Origin of the sequence: Janthinobacterium sp. EB271-G4-7A (genome assembly GCF_020858075.1) — a bacterium.
Taxonomy (GTDB): Bacteria; Pseudomonadota; Gammaproteobacteria; order Burkholderiales; family Burkholderiaceae_D; genus Janthinobacterium; species Janthinobacterium lividum.
The window spans coordinates 296,348-317,713 of the sequence record NZ_JACYMI010000002.1; the positions used below are offsets into that span (position 1 = coordinate 296,348).

Annotated in this window: 22 protein-coding genes; 16 read left to right on the forward strand and 6 right to left on the reverse strand. The window is 62.0% G+C overall.

Annotation, left to right across the window (positions count from 1 at the left end):
- Positions 1 to 37 precede the first annotated feature (37 nt).
- A complete protein-coding gene (locus tag IGS58_RS18810; protein WP_230522369.1) occupies positions 38 to 1,315 on the forward strand; it encodes an MFS transporter in 1,278 nt (425 codons plus the stop codon).
- 5 nt (positions 1,316 to 1,320) lie between these two features.
- Here IGS58_RS18810 and IGS58_RS18815 read toward each other — a convergent pair whose 3' ends face one another.
- Entirely contained in the window at positions 1,321 to 1,974 is a 654-nt protein-coding gene (locus IGS58_RS18815) for a hypothetical protein (protein WP_230522370.1), read from the reverse strand.
- A gap of 167 nt (positions 1,975 to 2,141) precedes the next feature.
- Between IGS58_RS18815 and IGS58_RS18820 the strand changes: the two genes are divergently transcribed.
- On the forward strand, positions 2,142 to 2,468 hold the full coding sequence (locus IGS58_RS18820) for a hypothetical protein (protein WP_034781762.1): 327 nt from the start codon (positions 2,142 to 2,144) through the stop codon (positions 2,466 to 2,468).
- Positions 2,469 to 2,487: 19 nt separating this feature from the next.
- On the opposite strand, the gene IGS58_RS18825 is transcribed toward IGS58_RS18820, so the two are convergent.
- Positions 2,488 to 3,360, reverse strand: a complete 873-nt coding sequence (locus tag IGS58_RS18825) for a LytR/AlgR family response regulator transcription factor (protein ID WP_230522371.1) — start codon at positions 3,358 to 3,360, stop codon at positions 2,488 to 2,490.
- Positions 3,357 to 4,460: a sensor histidine kinase gene (locus IGS58_RS18830; protein WP_230522372.1), complete on the reverse strand. Its 1,104-nt coding sequence runs from the start codon at positions 4,458 to 4,460 to the stop codon at positions 3,357 to 3,359. The genes IGS58_RS18825 and IGS58_RS18830 overlap by 4 nt, the downstream gene beginning before the upstream one ends.
- A gap of 198 nt (positions 4,461 to 4,658) precedes the next feature.
- On the opposite strand from IGS58_RS18830, the gene ugpQ reads away from it, so the two are divergent.
- On the forward strand, positions 4,659 to 5,396 hold the full coding sequence (gene ugpQ, locus IGS58_RS18835) for a glycerophosphodiester phosphodiesterase (RefSeq protein ID WP_230522373.1): 738 nt from the start codon (positions 4,659 to 4,661) through the stop codon (positions 5,394 to 5,396).
- An 89-nt stretch (positions 5,397 to 5,485) separates the two neighbouring features.
- On the opposite strand, the gene IGS58_RS18840 is transcribed toward ugpQ, so the two are convergent.
- Positions 5,486 to 7,543, reverse strand: a complete 2,058-nt coding sequence (locus IGS58_RS18840; RefSeq protein WP_230522374.1) for a TonB-dependent receptor domain-containing protein — start codon at positions 7,541 to 7,543, stop codon at positions 5,486 to 5,488.
- Positions 7,544 to 7,700: 157 nt separating this feature from the next.
- Between IGS58_RS18840 and IGS58_RS18845 the strand changes: the two genes are divergently transcribed.
- The 6 genes from IGS58_RS18845 (at position 7,701) to IGS58_RS18870 (ending at position 15,235) form a co-directional block, all read left to right on the forward strand.
- Positions 7,701 to 8,174: a Fur family transcriptional regulator gene (locus IGS58_RS18845; RefSeq protein ID WP_230522375.1), complete on the forward strand. Its 474-nt coding sequence runs from the start codon at positions 7,701 to 7,703 to the stop codon at positions 8,172 to 8,174.
- Positions 8,175 to 8,293: 119 nt separating this feature from the next.
- Complete coding sequence (gene alaS / locus IGS58_RS18850) at positions 8,294 to 10,906, forward strand: alanine--tRNA ligase (RefSeq protein ID WP_230522376.1); 2,613 nt, start codon at positions 8,294 to 8,296, stop codon at positions 10,904 to 10,906.
- Between the two features lie 237 nt (positions 10,907 to 11,143).
- A complete protein-coding gene (locus tag IGS58_RS18855) occupies positions 11,144 to 11,371 on the forward strand; it encodes a sulfurtransferase TusA family protein (RefSeq protein ID WP_010395510.1) in 228 nt (75 codons plus the stop codon).
- Positions 11,372 to 11,627: 256 nt separating this feature from the next.
- Positions 11,628 to 12,377, forward strand: coding sequence for an electron transfer flavoprotein subunit beta/FixA family protein (locus tag IGS58_RS18860; protein WP_034759884.1), 750 nt, complete (start codon positions 11,628 to 11,630; stop codon positions 12,375 to 12,377).
- A gap of 42 nt (positions 12,378 to 12,419) precedes the next feature.
- Positions 12,420 to 13,352 carry an electron transfer flavoprotein subunit alpha/FixB family protein gene (locus tag IGS58_RS18865; RefSeq protein WP_034781780.1) on the forward strand — a complete coding sequence of 311 codons (933 nt, stop codon included), beginning with the start codon at positions 12,420 to 12,422 and terminating at the stop codon, positions 13,350 to 13,352.
- 92 nt (positions 13,353 to 13,444) lie between these two features.
- Positions 13,445 to 15,235, forward strand: coding sequence for an acyl-CoA dehydrogenase (locus IGS58_RS18870; RefSeq protein ID WP_230522377.1), 1,791 nt, complete (start codon positions 13,445 to 13,447; stop codon positions 15,233 to 15,235).
- Between the two features lie 140 nt (positions 15,236 to 15,375).
- Here the strand turns inward: IGS58_RS18870 and IGS58_RS18875 are convergent, their stop codons facing one another.
- Positions 15,376 to 16,002, reverse strand: a complete 627-nt coding sequence (locus tag IGS58_RS18875) for a glycine zipper 2TM domain-containing protein (RefSeq protein ID WP_230522378.1) — start codon at positions 16,000 to 16,002, stop codon at positions 15,376 to 15,378.
- Between the two features lie 137 nt (positions 16,003 to 16,139).
- Complete coding sequence (locus tag IGS58_RS18880) at positions 16,140 to 16,574, reverse strand: NINE protein (RefSeq protein WP_034781788.1); 435 nt, start codon at positions 16,572 to 16,574, stop codon at positions 16,140 to 16,142.
- Positions 16,575 to 16,862: 288 nt separating this feature from the next.
- Between IGS58_RS18880 and rpsP the strand changes: the two genes are divergently transcribed.
- The 7 genes from rpsP to IGS58_RS18915 all read left to right on the forward strand — a co-directional run bounded on the left by rpsP (position 16,863) and on the right by IGS58_RS18915 (position 21,352).
- The gene (gene rpsP / locus IGS58_RS18885; protein WP_010395524.1) at positions 16,863 to 17,114 is read left to right on the forward strand and encodes a 30S ribosomal protein S16; all 252 of its coding nucleotides are present in this window, start codon (positions 16,863 to 16,865) and stop codon (positions 17,112 to 17,114) included.
- Positions 17,115 to 17,127: 13 nt separating this feature from the next.
- The gene (gene rimM / locus IGS58_RS18890; protein WP_070282501.1) at positions 17,128 to 17,685 is read left to right on the forward strand and encodes a ribosome maturation factor RimM; all 558 of its coding nucleotides are present in this window, start codon (positions 17,128 to 17,130) and stop codon (positions 17,683 to 17,685) included.
- Between the two features lie 50 nt (positions 17,686 to 17,735).
- The gene (gene trmD, locus IGS58_RS18895; protein ID WP_070257497.1) at positions 17,736 to 18,482 is read left to right on the forward strand and encodes a tRNA (guanosine(37)-N1)-methyltransferase TrmD; all 747 of its coding nucleotides are present in this window, start codon (positions 17,736 to 17,738) and stop codon (positions 18,480 to 18,482) included.
- 132 nt (positions 18,483 to 18,614) lie between these two features.
- Complete coding sequence (gene rplS, locus IGS58_RS18900) at positions 18,615 to 18,998, forward strand: 50S ribosomal protein L19 (RefSeq protein WP_010395528.1); 384 nt, start codon at positions 18,615 to 18,617, stop codon at positions 18,996 to 18,998.
- Between the two features lie 76 nt (positions 18,999 to 19,074).
- A complete protein-coding gene (locus IGS58_RS18905; protein ID WP_070282504.1) occupies positions 19,075 to 19,734 on the forward strand; it encodes a CoA pyrophosphatase in 660 nt (219 codons plus the stop codon).
- A 97-nt stretch (positions 19,735 to 19,831) separates the two neighbouring features.
- On the forward strand, positions 19,832 to 20,791 hold the full coding sequence (locus IGS58_RS18910) for a CobD/CbiB family protein (protein ID WP_034759859.1): 960 nt from the start codon (positions 19,832 to 19,834) through the stop codon (positions 20,789 to 20,791).
- 225 nt (positions 20,792 to 21,016) lie between these two features.
- A complete protein-coding gene (locus IGS58_RS18915) occupies positions 21,017 to 21,352 on the forward strand; it encodes a DUF3579 domain-containing protein (RefSeq protein ID WP_029496213.1) in 336 nt (111 codons plus the stop codon).
- The last annotated feature ends 14 nt before the right edge of the window (positions 21,353 to 21,366 follow it).

The following is a 21,366-nucleotide window of genomic DNA, read 5'->3' on the forward strand; positions in this document are numbered from 1 at the left end:
CCTAAGATGAAGACTCGCTTCTTTCCCGAACACGGCCATGTCTGATTCATCGCTTGCTTTTGCCTCCGCCGCCACCCCGGCGCTTGCTCCTGTCGCTCCTCCCGCTCCCCGTTCGGCCATCGCCAAAGGTACGGCGGAATTCAAGCGCAGCAACCGCGCCCTGTTCTTTGGCGGCTTTTCCACCTTCAGCCTGCTGTATTGCATCCAGCCCCTGTTTCCGCTGCTGTCGCACCAGTTTCATCTGACGCCGGCGCAAAGCAGCTGGTCCCTGTCCGTGTCGAGCGGCTTGCTGGCCATCTCGCTGGTGCTGCTGAGCGCCGTCTCGGACCGGGTCGGCCGCAAGCCCTTGATGGTGGCGTCGATGTTTTCCGCCGCGATCCTCACCATCTTGTCCGCCTTCGCGCAGGATTATGCGCAGCTGCTGGCGATTCGCGCCGCGCTGGGCATTGCCCTGGGTGGCATGCCGGCCGTGGCCATGGCTTATCTGGGCGAGGAAATCGAGGGGCCATCGCTGGGCCTGTCGATGGGCTTGTATATTGCGGGCAGCGCGTTTGGCGGCATGTCGGGGCGGCTGGTGGCGTCCATGCTCAGCGATTTCCTGTCGTGGCGCTGGGCCCTGGGCGTGCTGGGCGTGGCTGGCGTGCTGGCGGCGGCCGAATTCTGGCGCAGCCTGCCTGCATCGAAGAACTTCGTGCCCAGTACCAAGGGCTGGAACGCCTTGCCGCACGCCATCAAGCAGCATTTTTCCGACCGGGGCTTGCCGTGGCTGTTCTGCCTGGCGTTCGTGCTGATGGGCTGTTTCGTCAGCTTGTACAACTACATCGGCTACCGCCTGCTGGCCGCGCCATTTGGCCTGCGCCAGAGCACGGTCGGCTTGCTGGCCTTCTTGTACCTGATCGGCATCTTCAGTTCCGTCTGGGCGGGCCGTCTGGTGGACCGCCTGGGGCGCCGGGGCGTGCTGTGGATCATGCTGTCGGTGATGCTGTCCGGCATTTTGCTGACCCTGTTCGATTCCCTGCCGCTGATCGTCATCGGCATGGCGCTGGCCACCTTCGGCTTTTTTGCCTCGCATTCGATCGCCAGCAGCTGGGTCAGCCGCCGTGCCCGCGCACCGCAGGCCCTGGCCTCGGCCTTTTATTTGCTGTTCTATTACCTGGGATCGAGCCTGATCGGTTCCGCCTCGGGCATGATGTGGGGCTTCGACGGCTGGACGGGCGTGGTCATCATGCTGGGCCTGTGCCTGGGCGGCGGCCTGCTGATCGCCTTGCGCCTGCGCCATTTGCAGCCGCTGGGGGCGCGCGAAGCGGTGGGCTGAGGCAGCTATTTGGGACACATGCCGATCATCGTTTCCCCCTGCTTGCCCGCGCGCGTGGTCACGCACAAGGTACCCAGCGCGCTGGTGATTTTATACGTGCGGCTGCCTTTGGCCTCATTCGCGCCGATCTCCTCGATTCTTGACGCTTCATACCATTTCGGCGGCACGGCTGCGTAGGCCTCGGCAAAGCCTTGCTGCATGCGCTTGAAGGCTGTGTCGTCCAGTTTTTGCTCTCCCCGCTGCGGGAATTCCTTGCGCAACTCTCTGTCGATCTTGCCCACGTCGCGCTTGGCTTGCGCGAGGATATCGGCCGCGCTGGGTGGCGCGACGAGTGTGATCGCTTCCGGCGTTGCTGGCACCGGCGCCTGCTCGGCGGCGGGAGCGGGCAAGGGGCGGCTGACGGGCGCCGGCACGGGCAGGCGCGGCCGGCGCGCGGCGGCTGGTTTTACGTTGGGCAACGGTACGGGGACAGGCTTGGGCGGCGCCGGGGGCGTGTAGCGCAGCCAGGCGATGGCCGGGCCCTGCGGCAGGTGTTCGTCCGTGATAGCGCGGGGCCGCGATTGCAAGACACTATATGCCAGGCCCACGTGCAGCAGGACGATCAGCAGCAGGCCGGGAGCGCGGCGGGGCAAGGTAGTCAGCGAGGTCATGGATGGCATGGTGGTTCAGGTACGCCAATGTATCTGAAGGATTTGATAATTATCTAAAATGTCACAAGCGCTTACAAAAAAGTGCCGCATGGAAATTTTGATGTGATGGCCGCTGGTGGGGAACCCTGCGCCAGGCTGGTGATCCAACCCGGACACCACGCGAACAGGAGATCATCATGATGCAAGTAAAGGAAGTGGCACGGCGCTTTGGCGCCATTGAACACGCGATCGGCCAGGCAGCCCAGCTGTGCGGCAAGCAGCAGGGCATGCCGATGGACTTGAAGGATTGCATCAACCAGCTGGACCAGCAAAAGAACGCCGTGCGGCAAGCCATCGACACGCAAGACGATGCGCGCATCCGGCAAGCGGTTGACCAGATGGAATCACTGGGCGACCGCGCCAAGCGGGCGTGCGGCACGGCGACCAGCGTGACGCCGGAAATGAAGAGCGCCGTGCTCAAGGTGCACGATGAATTGTCGGACCTGAAGCACCAGCTGCACTAGGCCCTACCTTTTGACCGCTTCACATCTGGCGGAACAAATGGGCATATAGAGGGCTGACGCGCAATTGCGCCGGGTGCTGGCGCAGGGTCAGCGACAGCTTGCCCGCCTCGTCGCGCACGGCCGTGGCGATGGCGCCGGCATTGACGATGGTGCCCCGGTGGATTTGCCAGAATTGTTGCGGGTCCAGCTGGGGCAAGAGTTCCTTCAGGCTCGTGCGTATCAGCGCTTCGCTGTCCTGGCACACGACGTTGATGTATTTGTCCAGCGCTTCGAAATACACGACGTCGGCCAGGGCGATCATGCGCACGCTGTTGCCGACGGCTGCCCGTATCATTTGCAGGCGCGGCGCGGGTGGCAGCATGGCTTGCAGCTGGCTCAGCAGGCGGGCCATGTTGCCGTCGCTGGCCGATTCGGCAGCCGGCGTCATCGTGGCGGCCGTCGCTGTCGCTGTCGCGTTCGTCGGCGCTGCCGCAGCATTGCCACCGCTGCTGTCGCGCAAGCGCTGCTGCAGGCGTTCCACCGTCTTGCCCAGTCGTGCATCGTTGACGGGTTTTAAGACGTAATCGGCGGCTGCGTGCTCGAAGGCGGCCAGCGCGTATTCGTCGTAGGCGGTAACAAACACGATGTGAGGAAAAGGGACGCCGTCCGGCCATTGCTCTGCCAGCTCCTCGGCCGCTTCCAGGCCCGTCTTGCCTGGCATCTTGATGTCGAGAAAGAGGATGTCGGGCTGCAGCGCCAGGCCTTGCCGCAAGGCTTCCACGCCGTTGGGGCAGGTGGCGACAATGTCGAGTTCCGGCCACAGCCGCTGCAAGGCGTGCGCGAGGGCGGCGGCGAGTATCGGTTCGTCTTCGGCGATCAGGGCGCGTGGCGCGCGTGCGGTGTGTTGGCTCATGCGAGGGGACTCGTGGTGGTGGGTGGAAGGGGGAGTGTCAGGCGGGCGGTCGCGCCTGCCGGATGGTTGGCGGCCAGCGACAGGCTGGCGGCATCGCCGTGCATGCCGCGCAGGCGTTCGCGGATATTTTCCACGCCCAGCTGCGTGCCCTTGGTCTGGCCCGGATGGTCGAGGCCCAGGCCATCGTCGCTGACGGTAAGAATCAGCACGCCAGCGTCAGTGGAGGCTTGCACATGGATATGGCCGCCTTCGATCTTTGGTTCCAGGCCATGCTGGATGGCGTTTTCCACCAGCGGCTGCAGCAGCATGGGCGGTACCTTGACCTGGCGCAAAGCCTCGGGCAAGTCCAGCGCAAAGCTCAGGCGCGCGCCCATGCGGATGGACATCAGGCCCAGGTAGGCTTGCATCAGGGAAAACTCCTGCTCGAGAGTGGTCGATTCGGCGCGCGAGGAAGAGAGGGTAGCGCGCAAATACTGGATCAGCTGGTCGAGCAGCAACTGGGCGCGGTCCGGATCTAAGCTGATCAGGCCCTGCAGGTTGGCCAGGGTGTTGAACAGCATGTGTGGTTCGATCTGCGCTTGCAGCAATTGCAGCTGCGCCTGCATGGCCTGGCGCGCCACGGATTCGGCGCGGGCCTTTTCCTGCGCCGCTTCCATTTGAAGGCGCGCAATCTTTTCTCGGCTGCTAAAGAACAGGATGGCCGCACTGGCCGCCGCCAGCGTAAAAACCGTCATGCTGACATTGCGTGGCGACATGGAGACGGGTGCGGGAACGTCGATATTGGCCAGCCAGCCGAACAGCATGGTGCCGGCCACCTGTGCCACGGCGGCGCTGACGATGATGAGGGCAGTGAAGGGCAGCCATGGGGCACGCCGCTGTTCGCCCCACCACGCCAGGCGGATGCCGTCGATGAGCAGGAAGGCGATGCCGCCGATGCACATGGACGCTAGCAGGTTGAGCCAGAAGCTTTGTCCACCGCTCAGCACGTAGGTGATGAAGAGGGCGCACAGGACGTTGAGTAGCAGTGCATAGCGCGCATCGCCCAGCAGGCGCCGGTAGGGAAAGCCCTTCTTGCGTGGGGCGGTGTCGGTAGTGTGCATGCGGGACCGCTTTCAGGTGGGCGTTCGGGTTGGCAATGCGGCAATTATGGGCGGCTCTGCATGCGGGTGCAACGCCGCTGCGACGAAACAGGGCGGAGACGGCGCCAATCGCCTGATCGCGTCCTTTACATGGTGGCGCTTGCACGCGATGATGGCAAGACGTCCTGATCGACAACCTCATCATCATAAAGGAACAGCATGTGGCCCTATCCACGTACCCTGGCGCACCGCGGCGGCGGCATCCTGGCGCCTGAAAATACCTTGGCTGCCCTGCGTTGCGGCCTCGCCTACGGCTACCATGCCGTGGAATTCGACGTCATGCTGGCGTCCGACGGCATGCCCGTCGTCGTGCACGACCCCGAGCTGGGGCGCACTGTGGCCGGCAGCGGGCATATCAGCGATTACACGGCCGCGCAGCTGGGAGCGATGGAGGCGGGCGCCTGGTTCGGCGCCGCATTCGCCGGTGAAGGCGTGCCCACGTTCGAGGCTGTGGTGGCGTATTGCAAGGCGCAGCGCATCTGGATGAATATCGAAATCAAGCCAGTGCCCGGCTTCGACGTGCCCACGGGCGAGGCGGTGGCGCGCGCCACGCGCGGTTACTTTGCGCAGGAAATCGCGGCAGGGGAATTGCTGCCGCTGCTGTCATCGTTCAGCATCGAAGCCTTGCAGGCGGCGCGGCAGGCAGCGCCGGAACTGGCGCGCGGCTGGCTGGTCGAACAGATACCGGATGGCTGGGAACGACAGGCGCGCGAACTGGGCGTGGTGGCGCTCCATTGCGACCACCAGCAGCTGACGCCGGCTTTGGCGGTAGCCGTCAAGCAGGAGGGATTGGGACTGTTCTGCTACACCGTCAACACGCCCGAGCGGGCCAGCGAGCTGCTGGCCTGGGGCGTGGACGGTTTTTGCACGGACAGGATCGATCTGATCAAGGCGTAGGTCGGATTAGCGTAGCGTAATCCGACTTCATGGTGCCGTGGCAACGTCCGCTTAGGCGCCACGCGCCAAGCCGACCTACGCTTCCATCCTTAGTACGTCACGCGCATGCCGACGGTGACATTGCGCCCCATCAACGGCGCCGCATTCTTGATGAACGAGGTGTGGCTGTACGCCAGTTCATTCGTCAAGTTGTTTGCCTTGATGTAGAACTGGGCCGGCGTCGTGCCGATGCGCGTGTCGTAGTTGGCGGACAGATTGAGCATGTTGTAGCCCGGGGTTGCCGTTTCGAACGCTGCCACTTTATCCTGCTTGCCCACGCGGTAGAACTCGGCCACGCCGCTCCACGCCTGCCAGTTGGCATCGAATTTCACGCCAAAACGCTGGGCCGGGATGCGCGGCAAGTTGCCGCCACCATCGGCCAGCTTGGCGCGTACATAATCGCCGAAGACGCTGGCGCCGAACATGGGGTTCAGCTGCTGGCGGACTTGCCCTTCGACGCCCGTGAACGTGGCGTCGCGCTGGGCGTACTGGATCAGCTGGAAGCCTTCGTGGTTATCCAGGGTGGAGCCGAAGATGTAATTATCTACCTTGTTGCGGTAGGCGCTGGCCGAGAAGGTCGTGGCGCCCGCATATTTGCGCAAGGTCAAGTCGATATTGTTCGACGTTTCCTTGCCCAGGTTTTCATTGCCCAGCTCATACGTGGCCGTGGCCATGTGCACGCCGTGCGCATACAGTTCCTCGGCGCTAGGCAGGCGGTGGGTGCGCGAGATGGTCGAACCGAGCGAGTACTGGGGCGCGAATTTCCACACGGCGCCCAGAGACACGGACGTGCCCTTGGCGCTGCGGTCTTGCAAGGTGGCGCTGTCGACCGTGATGTCCTGCCATTCGTGGCGCAAGCCCGCTTCGAAGCGCCATTGGTCGAGCTTGTATTCTTCCACCAGGAAGGCCGCGTGTTTCTTCGTTACCGTCGGCGCCACGTACGCTTCTTCACCGAGAGCGGAGAAATCGCGTTTCGACGTTTGCAGGCCGACCACGCCGCGCCAGCCGAAGACGGGATGATGTTCCATTTCCAGGCGCGCATCGTGGCCCTTGTTCTTGAAGGTGGTGGCGATTTCCGTGCCTTCGATTTCATCGTGCTTGTAATCGGTGAACGCGGCGCGCAGGCGCAGCTTGGCGAAGCCGGGCACGGGGTCGCGCAATTCGCCGCGGACATCCCAGCGTTCGCTCTTCAGCTTCACGTACGGCACGCTTTCATGCTCGTGATCGTGGTCGTGTTCCTCTTCATCGCCATGGTCGTGGCCTTCGTGGCCGCCGCAATGCAGGTGCGTGCCGTGCGGGTGGCAGCTCTCGAATTCGTGGTTGTGGCCAGGCAAGCCGTATTCCGCGTGCTGGCTGGTGAAGGCCAGGCCCAGGAAGCCGCGTGATCCCACCCACGACACGCCCACGCTGCCCGTGTCCGTCTTGTTGTAGCTGCCGCCTACTTTCGAGCCGCCTTCCCAGCCGCTGCCGACCTTGTATTCCTTCGCGTCGCGCTTGACGCCTTCCGCGTGGAAGGCGATGTTGCCGGAGCCGCCAGTCACTTCAAAGGCGCCCGCCTTTTCGCGCGCGGCCGAGTTGGCGCGCACTTCCGCGCTGCCTTCAAAACCTTTTGCCGGCACGCGCGTGGGGATTTTCTTGTCGATCACATTGACCACGCCACCGACGGCGCCGCCGCCATACGCGAGCGCGGACGGGCCGCGCAAGACTTCAATCTGTTCCGACAGCATCGGTTCGGCCGCGACAGCATGGTCGGGGCTGATGGTCGATGCATCCTGCACTTCGGCGCCATCGGAGAGCACCTTGACGCGCGGGCCATCCATGCCGCGGATGATGGGGCGGCTGGCGCCGGCGCCGAAATGGCTGGACGTGATGCCGGGCTGGCCGGCCAGGGTTTCACCGAGCGTCGCTTCGCGGGCGCGCACCAGTGCCTCGCCTTCGAGTACGGTCACGGGCGTGCTCATGTCGTCGCTGCCCAAGGCCAGCGCACTGGCCGAGACGGTGACGGCAGGCAAGGTGGCGGCTTGCTGCGCCAGGGCGCTGGCGGGAGCGGCAAAGGCCAGCATGATGGCCAGCGCGAGGGGAGTGGGTTGGTGAGGACGGACGGACATGGGCAAGGTTCCTTATCGGCTATCAGTGTTGGCAGGGTTGGGGCAGCGCGTGAAAAGGAAATAGCCTGCCCTAAGATGATAATGATAACCCATTATCATTACTGTGTGACAGTTTTTCCGGACGGTAGATATAGTCGGATGGTGTATTCTGTCGGCTATGGAACGCACAACACGTCAAAAAACCGCTATTCAAGCCGCCATCGAGTCGGCCCAGCGCCCCCTGTCGGCGCAGGAAATCCTCGAACAGGCCAGCTTGCAAGTGACGCAGCTGGGCATCGCCACCGTCTACCGTAATTTGAAGTCCCTGGTACTGGAAGAAAAAGTGCACGTGGTGACCTTGCCGGGTGAAAACCCGCGCTACGAGTCGAACACGGTCGCCAATCACCACCACCACCATTTCCAGTGCACCACATGCCAGCGCGTGTTCGACGTGCATGATTGCCCGGGCGACTTGAAGCGCATGGCGCCGCAAGGCTTTGTTGTCGAGCGCCACGAGCTGACCTTGTACGGCCGCTGCTCCGACTGCAATGCCGCCGCCGGCGCCACAGGCTCTTCGGCCAAAGGCGCCGCCGCCGGGGCCAAGGCCGCGCCTGCACCGCACGCCTGCGCCAGCCACCACGACCCTGCCTGAGCGGGCAGGTCGTCGATGTTGGCACGGGCGCAACAATGCCCTGGCCAGCCGTCATTGCCGCACCCCATATCACGTATAATCTTCCCTTTAAAGCTGCCGCCACTCTTTGCCAAAAAAACATGAAATCAACTGAAATCCGCGACAAGTTCCTCAAATTTTTCGAGTCCAAGGGCCATTCCATCGTCCGTTCCAGCTCCCTGGTGCCAGGCAACGATCCGACCTTGCTGTTGACGAACAGCGGCATGGTGCAATTCAAGGATGTGTTTACGGGCACGGACAGCCGTCCGTACACGCGCGCCACCTCGGTGCAGCGCTGCGTGCGCGCTGGCGGCAAGCACAACGACCTGGAAAACGTCGGCTACACGGCGCGCCACCATACTTTCTTTGAAATGCTGGGCAACTTCAGCTTCGGCGACTATTTCAAGCGCGATGCGATTCAATACGCGTGGGAACTGCTGACCAAGGTGTACGGCTTGCCAGCTGACAAGCTGACCGTCACCGTCTACATCGAAGATGACGAAGCGTATGACATCTGGGCGAAAGAAATCGGCGTGCCAACCGAGCGCATCATCCGCATCGGCGACAACAAGGGTGCGCGCTACGCATCGGATAATTTCTGGCAGATGGCGGACACGGGCCCATGCGGTCCATGCACGGAAATCTTCTACGACCATGGCGCCGACATTCCTGGCGGCCCGCCGGGCTCGCCTGACGAAGATGGCGACCGCTTCATTGAAATCTGGAACCTGGTGTTCATGCAGTTCAACCGCGACGAAGCCGGTGTCATGCACAAGCTGCCGAAGCCGTGCGTCGACACGGGCATGGGCATGGAGCGCCTAGCGGCCGTGCTGCAGCACGTGCATTCGAACTATGAAATCGACCTGTTCCAGCACCTGATCAAGGCCGCCGCGCGCGAAACGGGCGCCACGGACCTGGAAAACAAGTCGCTGCGCGTGATCGCCGACCACATCCGCGCCGCCGCCTTCATGATCGTCGACGGCATCATCCCGGGCAGCGAAGGCCGCGCGTATGTCCTGCGCCGCATCATCCGCCGCGCCTTGCGCCATGGCCACAAGCTGGGCCAGACGAAACCGTTCTTCTACAAGCTGGTGGCCGACCTGGCCATCGAGATGGGCGGCGCCTATCCCGAGCTGGAAGAAGCGAAGGACAACGTCGCCAGCATGCTGAAAGCCGAGGAAGAGCGTTTCGGCGAAACCCTGGAAACGGGCATGAAAGTGCTGGAAGCGCAGCTGGCCAAGGATGCCACCGGCATCGACGGCGCCACCGCCTTCACCCTGTATGAAACGTACGGCTTCCCGCCAGACCTGACGGCTGATATCTGCCGCGAGCGCAATATCAGTTTCGACCAGGCCGGCTACGACGCTGCCCTGAAGGAAAGCCAGGAATTGTCGCGCAAGGGCGGCAAGACGCACAAGGACAGCAAGGTCGAGTACACGGGCGAGAAAAACACCTTCGTCGGCTACGATCAATTGACGTTCAGCAGCAAGGTCGTGGCGCTGTACGCGGCCGGCACGCCAGTGCAGGAACTGAAGGCGGGCCAGGATGGCATCGTCGTGCTCGACACCACGCCGTTCTATGCGGAATCGGGCGGCCAGGTGGGCGACCAGGGCGTGATTTCCTCGGGCGCAGGCAGTTTTGCCGTCAGCGACACGCTGAAAATCCAGGCCGACGTGTTTGGCCACCACGGCGTGCTGGAATCGGGCGTGCTGAAGGTAGGCGACGCCGTCTCGGCGCAAGTCGATACGGCCAAGCGCGCGCGCACCATCCGCAACCACTCGGCCACGCACTTGATGCACAAGGCCTTGCGCGAAGTGCTGGGCAGCCACGTGGCGCAAAAGGGTTCGCTGGTCGACCCGGACAAGACCCGTTTCGACTTCAGCCACAATGCGCCGATGACGGCCGAGCAGATCGCCGCCGTGGAAACCATCGTCAACAAAGAGATCCTGGAAAACCGTGCCACGCAAGCGCACCTGATGTCGTTTGACGATGCCGTCAAGCATGGCGCGATGGCCCTGTTCGGCGAGAAATACGGCGACGAAGTGCGCGTGCTCGACATCGGCAGCTCGAAAGAGCTGTGCGGCGGCGTCCACGTGCAGCGCACGGGCGACATCGGCCTGTTCAAGATCATCGGCGAAAGCGGCGTGGCCGCCGGCATCCGCCGCGTGGAAGCCGTGACGGGCGAGGGCGCGCTGGCGCTGGTGCAAACCATCAACCGCCGCCTGGTCGAAGCGGCCAACGCCCTGAAGGCGCAGCCGGAAGAGCTGACTGCCCGCATCGGCCAGGTGCAGGACCATGTGAAGGCGCTGGAAAAGGAACTGGCCGCGCTGAAATCGAAACTGGCCTCGGGCCAGGGCGATGAACTGGTCACGCAAGCCGTCGATGTCAACGGCATCAAGGTGCTCGCCGCCGTGCTGGACGGCGCCGACGTGGCCCGCTTGCGCGAAACCATGGACAAGCTGAAGGACAAGCTGAAAACGGCCGCCATCGTGCTGGCCAGCGTGGCGGACGGTAAGGTCAGCCTGATCGCCGGCGTGACGGCGGACGCGACTTCCAAGGTCAAAGCGGGCGAGCTGGTGAACTTCGTTGCACAGCAAGTGGGCGGAAAAGGCGGCGGACGCCCCGATATGGCGCAAGCTGGCGGCACCGATCCGAGCGGCCTGGCGAATGCCCTGGCTGGCGTGCCGGCCTGGGTCGGCGAACGCGCAAAATAAGGCGTAAGCTAGAGGGCATGCGGGGTTTTCGTCCCACAGCCCCTTGAAAACGGCCCGCAGACACTGTTTGTGGGCCGTTTTGCCGTGTGGAATCTCGTTGTGACACCACAACAGCCGATGAACTATTTTGGTGCAGCGCGTCAATGCCCCTGATTTAGAGTAGTATGTCGAAAATCAGTACAACAAAACAATGGTGGGATATTGATGATGAGCGACACACTACTTGATACCGAGATTATGGAATTTCACAAAGAACTCGACGCGCGGGGCTTGAATTGCCCGTTGCCGATTCTGAAGGCGAAAAAGGCTTTGTCAGAGCTGCAGAGCGGGGAAGTGCTGCGCATCATGGCAACCGATCCCGGTTCCGTGCGCGACTTCCAGGCTTTCGCCAAGCAAACGGGCAATGCCCTGCTGTCGCATGTGCAGACGGGCACCGAGTTCGTCTTCCTGATGCAGCGCAAATAATTCTGCCAGCCGGGGCCGCCGTGGTGCGGCCTGGTTTCTCCTTGCCGTGCCGCGTCACTTTCAGGCCCTTTTGCTGCCCTGCAGCGTAGCGGCCGAGCCCCCTGAAATCCTCAAAGCTGGACAGTTTAGATGGATTGCTCTAACAAAAAATCGCACGATCGTGCTTAAATTCGGTTCAGGATTCAAATTTCTCTTATAATCGAACGCACAATCAGCACTTGATCCGTCATTTTTATAATTTCCCAAAGGCATAGCTATGAAAGTCTTGGTACCCGTCAAACGCGTGGTCGACTACAACGTCAAAGTCCGCGTCAAGAGTGACGGCACTGGCGTCGATACCGCCAACGTCAAAATGTCGATGAACCCTTTCGATGAGATCGCACTGGAAGAAGCGATGCGCCTGAAAGAAGCTGGCAAGGTCACTGAAGTGGTCGCCATCTCCTGCGGCGTGACGCAGTGCCAGGAAACCCTGCGCACGGCCATGGCCATCGGCGCCGACCGCGGCATCCTGGTGGAAACGACGACTGAACTGGAACCGCTGGCTGTCGCCAAGCTGGTGAAATCCCTGGCCGAGAAAGAGCAGCCGCAACTGATCATCCTGGGCAAGCAAGCCATCGATGACGACAGCAACCAGACCGGCCAGATGCTGGCAGCCCTGCTGGGTTGGCCGCAAGCCACGTTCGCTTCGAAAGTCGTGCTGGAAGACGGTAAAGTCACCGTTACCCGCGAAGTCGACGGCGGCCTGGAAACCCTGGCATTGACCTTGCCAGCGATTATCACCACCGACCTGCGTTTGAACGAGCCACGCTACGTGACCTTGCCGAACATCATGAAGGCGAAGAAAAAGCCGCTCGAGACCGTCAAGCCGGAAGACCTGGGCGTCGACGTTGCGCCACGCCTGAAGACCCTGAAAGTCGTCGAGCCAGCCAAGCGCTCGGCCGGCATCAAGGTGCCTGACGTCGCTACCCTGGTCGCCAAGCTGCGTACCGAAGCCAAAGTCATCTAAGCGCGGCCCCGCCGTTTATCCAGAACAATTACAGGACACATCATGGTCGCATTAGTTATTGCTGAACACGACAACGCTACCTTAAAGGGCAGCACCCACCACACCGTGACCGCGGCCGCCCAGTGCGGCGGCGACGTGCACGTACTGGTCGCAGGTTCGAACGCATCGGCCGCTGCCGCTGCCGCCGCGCAAATCGCCGGCGTGACGAAAGTCATCGTGGCCGACGCGCCATACTTTGCCGACGGCCTGGCCGAAAACGTGGCCGAGCAAGTGCTGGCCATCGCCGGCAACTACAGCCATATCCTGGCGCCAGCCACCGCCTACGGCAAGAACATCCTGCCACGCGTGGCCGCCAAGCTGGACGTCGCGCAAATCTCGGAAATCACCAAGGTCGATTCCCCTGACACCTTCGAGCGTCCGATCTACGCCGGTAACGCGATTGCTACCGTGCAATCTGGCGACAAGATCAAGGTCATCACCGTGCGCACCACCGGTTTCGACGCGGCTGCCGCCACCGGCGGTTCGGCTGCCACGGAAACCGTCGCCGCCGTTGCCGACAATGGCAAATCGGCCTTCGTGGGCCGCGAGCTGGCCAAGTCCGACCGCCCTGAACTGACCGCCGCGAAAATCATCGTGTCGGGCGGCCGTGGCATGGGTTCGGCCGAGAACTTCCACATCCTCGAGCCGCTGGCCGACAAGCTGGGCGCCGCCATGGGTGCTTCGCGCGCCGCCGTCGACGCCGGCTTCGTGCCGAACGACTGGCAAGTGGGCCAGACGGGCAAGATCGTCGCGCCATCGCTGTACATCGCCGTCGGTATCTCGGGCGCGATCCAGCATCTGGCCGGCATGAAAGACTCGAAAACCATCGTCGCCATCAACAAGGATCCTGAAGCGCCGATCTTTGCCGTGGCCGACTACGGCATCGTGGGCGATCTGTTCGAGATCGTGCCGCAACTGGTCAAAGAACTGGGTTAAGTCACACCCCTTCCGGTTTTGTTACTGACAAAGCCACGCCGGCCCGCCCCACACGGCGAGCCGCGCGTGGCTTTTTTCTTGGAGAAAAGAAGATGAGCTATCAAGCCCCGCTGAAAGACATGTTGTTCGTGATGAACGAACTGGCCGGCCTGGCCGAAATCCACACCTTGCCGGGCTGCGAAGACGCCACGCCCGACACGGCCGAAGCCGTGCTGGAAGAGAACGCCAAGTTCTGCGGCGGCGTGGTGGCCCCCTTGAACGGCCCCAGCGACAAGGAGCCGAGCTTCTGGCACGACGGGCAGGTCACGACCTCGAAAGGCTTCAAGGAAGCGTTCAAGGCGTATGGCGAAGCGGGCTGGCAGGGCGTGCAGCATCCGACGGAATTCGGCGGCCAGGGCTTGCCCAAGCTCCTGGCCACGCCGTGCATCGAAATGCTCAACTCTGCCAGCATCTCGTTCGCCCTCGTGGCACTGCTGTCGGACGGCGCCATCGAAGCGCTGCTGACGGCCGGCAGCGATGAGCAAAAGGCGGTTTACCTGGAAAACCTGGTGTCCGGCAAGTGGACGGGCACCATGAATCTGACGGAGCCGCAGGCCGGTTCCGACCTGGCAGCCGTGCGCACGCGCGCCGTGCCGCAGGGCGACGGCACGTATAAAGTGTTCGGCACGAAGATTTTCATCACTTACGGCGAACACGACATGGCGGAAAATATCGTCCACCTGGTGCTGGCCCGCACGCCGGATGCGCCCGCTGGCGTGAAAGGCATCTCGCTGTTCATCGTGCCGAAATTCCTCGTCAATGCCGATGGCAGCCTGGGCGCGCGCAACGACGCCCACTGTGTTTCCATCGAACACAAGCTGGGCATCAAGGCCAGTCCGACGGCGGTATTGCAGTTTGGCGACCACGGCGGCGCCATCGGCACCCTGGTGGGCGAGGAAAACCGCGGCCTCGAATACATGTTCATCATGATGAACGCGGCCCGCTTCGGCGTGGGCTTGCAAGGCATCGGTCTGGCCGAGCGCGCCTACCAGCAGGCCGTGGCGTTCGCCAAGGACCGCGTGCAGTCGCGCGACCTGGCGGGCTCGCCCGGCCCGGTGTCCATCATCCACCACCCGGACGTGCGTCGCATGCTGATGTCCATGCGCTCGCAGACGGAGGCGGCGCGCGCGCTGGCCTACGTGGGCGCGGCCATCAGCGACGTGGCGCACCACCATCCGGAGGCGGACGTGCGCGCGGAAAGCCTGGCGACGTATGAATACCTGGTGCCCGTGATCAAGGGGTGGGCCACGGAAATGTCGCAGGACGTCACGCGCGATGGCGTGCAAGTGCATGGCGGCATGGGTTTTATCGAAGAGACGGGCGCCGCCCAGCATTACCGCGACGCCAAGATCCTCACCATCTATGAGGGCACGACGGCCATCCAGGCGAACGACCTCGTTGGCCGCAAGACGGTGCGCGACGGCGGCGCCGTGGCGAAAGCCATCATCGCCCAGGTGCGCGCCACGGAAGCCCAGCTGGGCGAGCTGACCGGCGCCGACTTCCAGGCCATGCAGCGCCACCTGGCCGAAGGCAGCGCCGCGCTGGAAGCCGTGGTCGAGTACGTGGTGGCGAACATGAAGACGGACATCAAGGCCGTGTTCGCGGGCAGCGTGCCCTATTTGAAACTGGCCGGCATCGTGCTGGGTGGCTGGCAAATGGCGCGCGCGGCCGTGGTGGCGCAGCAAAAGCTGGGCGAGGGCAGCGGCGACGCTTCGTTCTACAAGGCAAAAATCGCCACGGCGCGCTTCTTTGCCGACCACATCCTGTCGCAAGCGCCAGGACTGCGCGCCACCATCATCGATGGCAGCGCCGGCGTGATGGCCTTGTCGGAAGAGCAGTTTTAAGTTGAAGCTTGGCCAGTGCAAGCTGGTTGAATGCAAAAAGCGCTGGAGATCACTCTCCAGCGCTTTTTCTTTTTTTAGCCCCAAAGCAAATTCCGGGGTCGTACCCTCAGGGTACGACCCCGGTCTTTCTTGGGTTGGGCTTATCTTCTGGCAATACCATTACCGGAATTGCGCACCAGGTCGCCAGCCGCCAGTCCAGGATCCTGGTCAAATGCGAAGTCGGCCTTGGCGCCTGTTTCGTATTGCACGGTGACAGTCCACACCTTGCTGTTTTTCATGTGGCCTTCGACTTGCTTGCCTGCGAAAGCGCCGCCGGCGGCGCCGGCCAGGGTGGCCAGGTCCTTGCCGCGTCCGCCGCCGACCTGGCGGCCCAGCAGGGCGCCGGCCACGCCGCCGCCGATCATGCCCAGCGCGCCGCCTTCGCCCGCTTTTTCAGCGACGTTGACTGCCAGCACCTTGCCGCACTCGGCGCAGATTTGCTGTTGGGCTGGCTTGTTGTTCTGGCCTGCGTACGAATTGCCAGCCTTTTGCGCGGCCTTGGCGTTGATGATGGCCTGGTCGTATTCGCCCTTGGCGTCGCGCAGGCATTGCATGCGGGCTTTCGAGCTGCTTTCTTCTGCGCACAGTTTCTTGTCGTCCGCATAGCGCGTGCTGGCTTGCTTGGTGTCGTAGGCGTATTGCGCCTTCGGCGACAGGTTTTGCGCGAAGGTGGAGGTGCTGAACAGGGCCGTGATGGCGACTGCGAGGATGAGTGGGCGACGAATCATGATCTTCTCCTAGGGGGTGTTAAATGTGCCAGTAATGTCGGCATTGTGAATGCAGTATAGAGGAAAATCATGATTGCTTACCAACACTTACATGTGCGTGTGGCGCGCCATATCTGAAGTCATTTTCCGCATGGAAATTAACCGTAGGCACCGCCTGTATATAGCAAGTCGAACAGGCGCGCCATGGTGGCGATCAGCACGCCTGCGCCTAGCATCAAGGTAGCGACCAGCACCACGGCCAGGGGCCAGCCCGTGTCCGACAGGCGGCCGGAGGCGGCGTTGTAGCGCGCATCCCACTTGTCGTCCGGCATCAGGCCCAGCACCAGCGCTTCCAGGAAGCCGCCCAGGGCGGACAGGGTCAGTGGCAAAATCTGGTAAAACCAGTCGGCCTCGGGAAACAGCTGGCGCAGCAGCAAGCTAGCGGGCAGGGCGGCCAGGTGTAGCCAGCCCCAGCGGTCTTTGCTGCCATGCAGGTAGAAGCGGTGGGCGCCCAGCATGCCCAGCAGGAAGGCCAGTAGTGTTGTGAATGCCTTGTTCTTGTGCGACTGTTGCAAAATGGTGGCGGTGGTCATGGGACTCCAGAGTTGCTCATCGGTAAAGATTGCCAGTATCGGTCATTGCTTGCCGCAACGATAGCACTTTCAGACGGCATTCAGGCGATGCTGTCGTGCAAGATCATCGCCTGGACGTGGCATGGCAGGCACGATAGACGCACGCGCCTATTGCGTCTTCGGCCATGACTGGTCATAATGTTTGATTAGCCCAAATTACACGCCCGTCATCATAACGCTTGCTGCCTGGCGGTAAAGCGCGCTATAATTTGCGGCTTTTTCCGCCTCAGCACACTTTTTGGAAATATTATGGTCGTTATTCGTTTAGCTCGTGGAGGCGCCAAGAAGCGCCCGTTCTTCAACATCGTCGCTACTGATTCGCGCAATCGCCGCGATGGTCGCTTCATTGAGCGTATCGGTTTTTACAACCCGATGGCGCAAGGTGGCGAAGTTCCACTGCGTATCACCGCAGACCGTCTGGCCTACTGGCAAGGCGTTGGCGCACAATTGTCGCCAACCGTTGCTCGCCTGGTAGCCAGCAACAACAAAGCAGCAGCTTAATTAGATCACTGGTTTGACGGTCAAGACTGCATCCGGGGTGAAAGTCCCCGATGACCTGGTACAGGTAGGCTATGTCTCCGGTGCTTATGGCATTGCTGGCGGAGTCAGGATCACTCCTTTCTCCGAAGATGCGGATGCATTATTAAGCGTCAAAACCTGGTGGTTTGATAAACCGACCTTGCATGATGTTCAAGTCAGGCAAGCGAAGTTACACGGCGGCGACGTCGTGGCCCAGCTGGTGGGTGTGGTCGGGCGGGATGCCGCAGAAGCGCTGAAAGGCGTCTCTGTGCAAATTCCGCGTAGCCATTTCCCGACGCTGACGGCCGATGAATTTTATTGGTCCGATCTGATCGGGCTGACAGTCGAGAATTTGCAAGGCGAGTGCCTCGGCACAGTGCACGACATGATGAGCAATGGTCCGCAGTCGATCTTGCGCGTTACGCCCGTCGCCACTGCCGATGAGACCGTTGAAAAGGCGCCTGAGCGCCTGATCCCGTTTGTTGGCCAGTTTGTCATTAACGTTGACAAGGCTGCCAGCAAGATCACGGTCGACTGGGGCCTCGATTATTAAACCGCCTGCGCTTAACTTTGCGCCGGGCAAACTTTGCAGGATGGTGAACGATGCAATTTGATGTCGTGACCCTGTTCCCGGAAATGTTTGCCGCGCTGACGCAGTCGGGTGTGACCCGGCGCGCCTTCGAGCAGGGGAAATGTGGCTTGTCGCTGTGGAATCCCCGTGATTTCACGACCGACAATCACCGTACCGTGGATGACCGCCCGTATGGCGGCGGCCCCGGCATGGTGATGATGGCCCGTCCCCTTGAAGCGACAATTACTGCCGCGAAGCAGCGTCAGCTTGACCTCGGTCTGGCGGCGCCCCGCGTGGTGTTCATGTCGCCGCAAGGCCGTCCGTTGACGCACGAGCGCGTCACGCAACTGAAAGCCGAACCTGGTTTGGTGATCCTGTGTGGCCGCTATGAAGCCGTGGACCAGCGTTTGCTGGACCGTTGCGTCGACGAAGAAATCAGCGTCGGCGACTTTGTCCTGTCGGGCGGTGAGTTGCCTGCCATGGCGCTGATGGATGCGGTGATCCGCCTGTTGCCGGGTGTCTTGAACACCGAGGCATCGGCCATCGAGGACAGCTTCGTCAATGGCTTGCTCGATTCGCCGCACTACACGCGGCCGGAAACATATGAAGGCATGGCCGTGCCGCCCGTCTTGATGGGTGGAAACCATGCCGAGATCGTCAAGTGGCGCCGCCAGCGCATGCTGGAAGCGACCGCGACAAAGCGGCCTGACCTGCTGGTCAGCGCGCGTGCCGCCGGCTTGCTCAGCAAGACCGACGAAAAATTCCTGGCCAGCCTGTAAGCCGTTTTCGGACGGCAAGCAGGGTGGCCTTGCAGTGCCGGGCATGTTGCCCAAATTGGTAATACCCATCCTCTACCGGGCGGATACTTGCTATCCACAGTGCGCCGGCATGATGGTTTTCGGAGTTATAAAATGGACTTGATTCAACAATTAGAGCAGGAAGAAATTGCTCGTCTGGGTAAAACCATTCCTGAATTCGCACCAGGCGATACCGTTATCGTCAGCGTCAACGTAGTCGAAGGTACGCGCAAGCGCGCCCAGGCTTACGAAGGCGTCGTTATCTCCCGTCGTAACCGTGGCCTGAACTCGAACTTCATCGTTCGCAAGATCTCGTCCGGCGAAGGAGTTGAGCGTACGTTCCAACTGTACTCGCCGCTGATCGCTTCGATCGAAGTGAAACGCCGTGGTGACGTTCGCCGCGCCAAGCTGTACTATCTGCGTGAGCGTTCGGGTAAATCGGCGCGTATCAAAGAAAAATTGCCAAATCGCCGCGTTGTGGCGAAAGCAAGCGCGTAATATCAGCGTCTGCGTTGGGAAAAGGGTGCCTCGCGGCGCCCTTTTTTTATTTTGAATTGCCAATGGGACAAGCTGCATGGCCACCATCGCATTTGATCCAAAACAACTAGCCATCGATTCGATCGCCGGCGAGGCGGCGCTGGACGCCGTGCGCCTGACGCCCGGCTGGCTGCGCCAGCGCCTGGCCGAACAGCCTGACTGGCAGCCCGAGATTACCCAGGATTTTCTTTCCGCCCGTGCCGTGCCCGTGCGCGCCGCCGTGCTCATTCCCCTGGTGCAACGGCCACAGGGCTTGACCATCTTGCTGACCATGCGCACGGACCACCTGAGCAGCCATGCGGGCCAGGTCAGCTTTCCAGGCGGGCGCAGCGAAGCCTTCGATGCGTCGCCCATCGCCACGGCCTTGCGCGAAACGGAAGAAGAAGTGGGCCTGGCGCGCGAGCATATCGAAGTGCTGGGCTGCCTGCCCGATTACCTGACGGGTACTGGCTACCAGGTCACGCCCGTGGTGGGCCTGGTGACGCCGCCGTTCGAGCTGCGCGCCGACCCGTCCGAAGTGGCGGAAATCTTCGAAGTGCCGCTGGTCTTCCTCATGGATGGCCTCAACCATCAGCGCCTGTCGGTGGAATTGCCCGGCGGACGGCGCTCGTTCTACGCCATGCCGTACGAGCGCTTCTACATCTGGGGCGCCACCGCCGGCATGCTGCGCAATCTGTTTCACCTCTTGCGCGCGTAAAATGGCGCCCCGCACGTAATAAGTTTGATTCCAGCACTGCACTGCGCTATCGTAGCGGGCATTGCGGTATTGCTGAAAAAGACAAAAAGGACGTTTGATGACATTTCTCTCCATACTTTGCGCATTGCTGATCGAGCAGCTCAAACCTTTGCGCGCGGACAATCCGATCTACGCCGAAATCAAGAGCCTGGCAATGCGCATGGAGACCTGGTTCAATGCCGGCCACGCCAACCATGGCCGCATGGGCTGGTTCCTCATGATCGGCGTGCTGATGGTGCCGACGGCCGGCATTTACTGGCTCTTGCAGCATTATCAGCTGACCCTGCTGGCCTTTGCCTGGAACGTCCTCATCGTCTACCTGACCCTGGGCTTCCGTCACTACAGCCATTACTTCACGTCGATCCAGCTGGCCTTGAGCGCCGGCGACGAAGCGACCGCGCGCACCTTGCTGGCCGAGTGGACCAAGCTCGACACGGTGGGCATGGAAGCGAGCGAAATCGCCCGCATCGCCGTGGAAAAAGCCCTGGTCACCACGCACCGCAATGTATTTGGCGTGTTCTTCTGGTTCCTCATGCCGCTGGGCCCTGCCTGTGCCGTGATGTACCGTGTGGCCGAATACCTGGCGCGCGCCTGGAACGAACCCGAGCACATGCGCAATGAAGCGTTCGGCCAGTTCGCCGCGCGCGCCTTTTACTGGATCGACTGGATCCCCGTGCGCCTGACGGCCGTGGCGTTTGCCGTGGTCGGCAATTTCGAGGATGCCATCTACGCCTGGCGCAACTTCGCCCAGCGCTGGCAGGATGAGGCCATCGGCATCATTCTGACGGCCGGCGGCGGCGCCATGGGCGTACGCCTGGGCACGCCAGCGGAAACGGCGGCCCGCGTGCTCGTCACGCCGGACATGGCCGTCGATGACAGCGACAGCGAAAGCGATATCCTGCCAGGCGAAGAGCCGGGCGCGCGCGCCTTGCAGAGCACCGTGGGCCTCGTGTGGCGCGCCTTGCTGCTGTGGATGCTGCTGCTGCTGTTGATGTCGGGCGCCGTTTTCCTCGGCTGACGCGGGCGCACATGCGCCATCCATGCGCCTTGCGCGTGGAACAAGGTTAAAATAGGGGCTGGCGCGCAAGGCGTGCCGGCCCCTGTTTGCATAGTCAGGGCAGATCGAGGTAGAACCCAAGTCTTCTATAAGATATAATACTGGCTTACCGCAGCAAACGTAGTTGAATTACCAGCCCGGCTTACCCGCCGGGGCCATTCACGCAATCCAGTCCCGACAAGCCACATGGCCGAGTTATCTCAAAAAACAGGGGAACTCTCAGACGAGTTCTTCATCCTTGGTCTCACCAGCAATGGCAAGCAATTCCGACCCAGCGATTGGGCCGAGCGCCTTTGTGGAGTGATGTCCTGTTTCAATCCCGAAGGTGGCGGGCGCAATGCGCACCTCCAGTATTCGCCCTACGTGCGCCCGACCGTCGTCAATGGCGTCAAATCGGTGGTGGTCAACACGAAGTTGCGCGAGATCGAGCCGATGGCGTTTCACTTCGTGCGCGAATTCGCCAAGGATAACGACCTGCAAATCGTCGAAGCCTGTTTCCTGCCGCCCCCCGAAGAAAAGTAAGACCCGTTTCATTG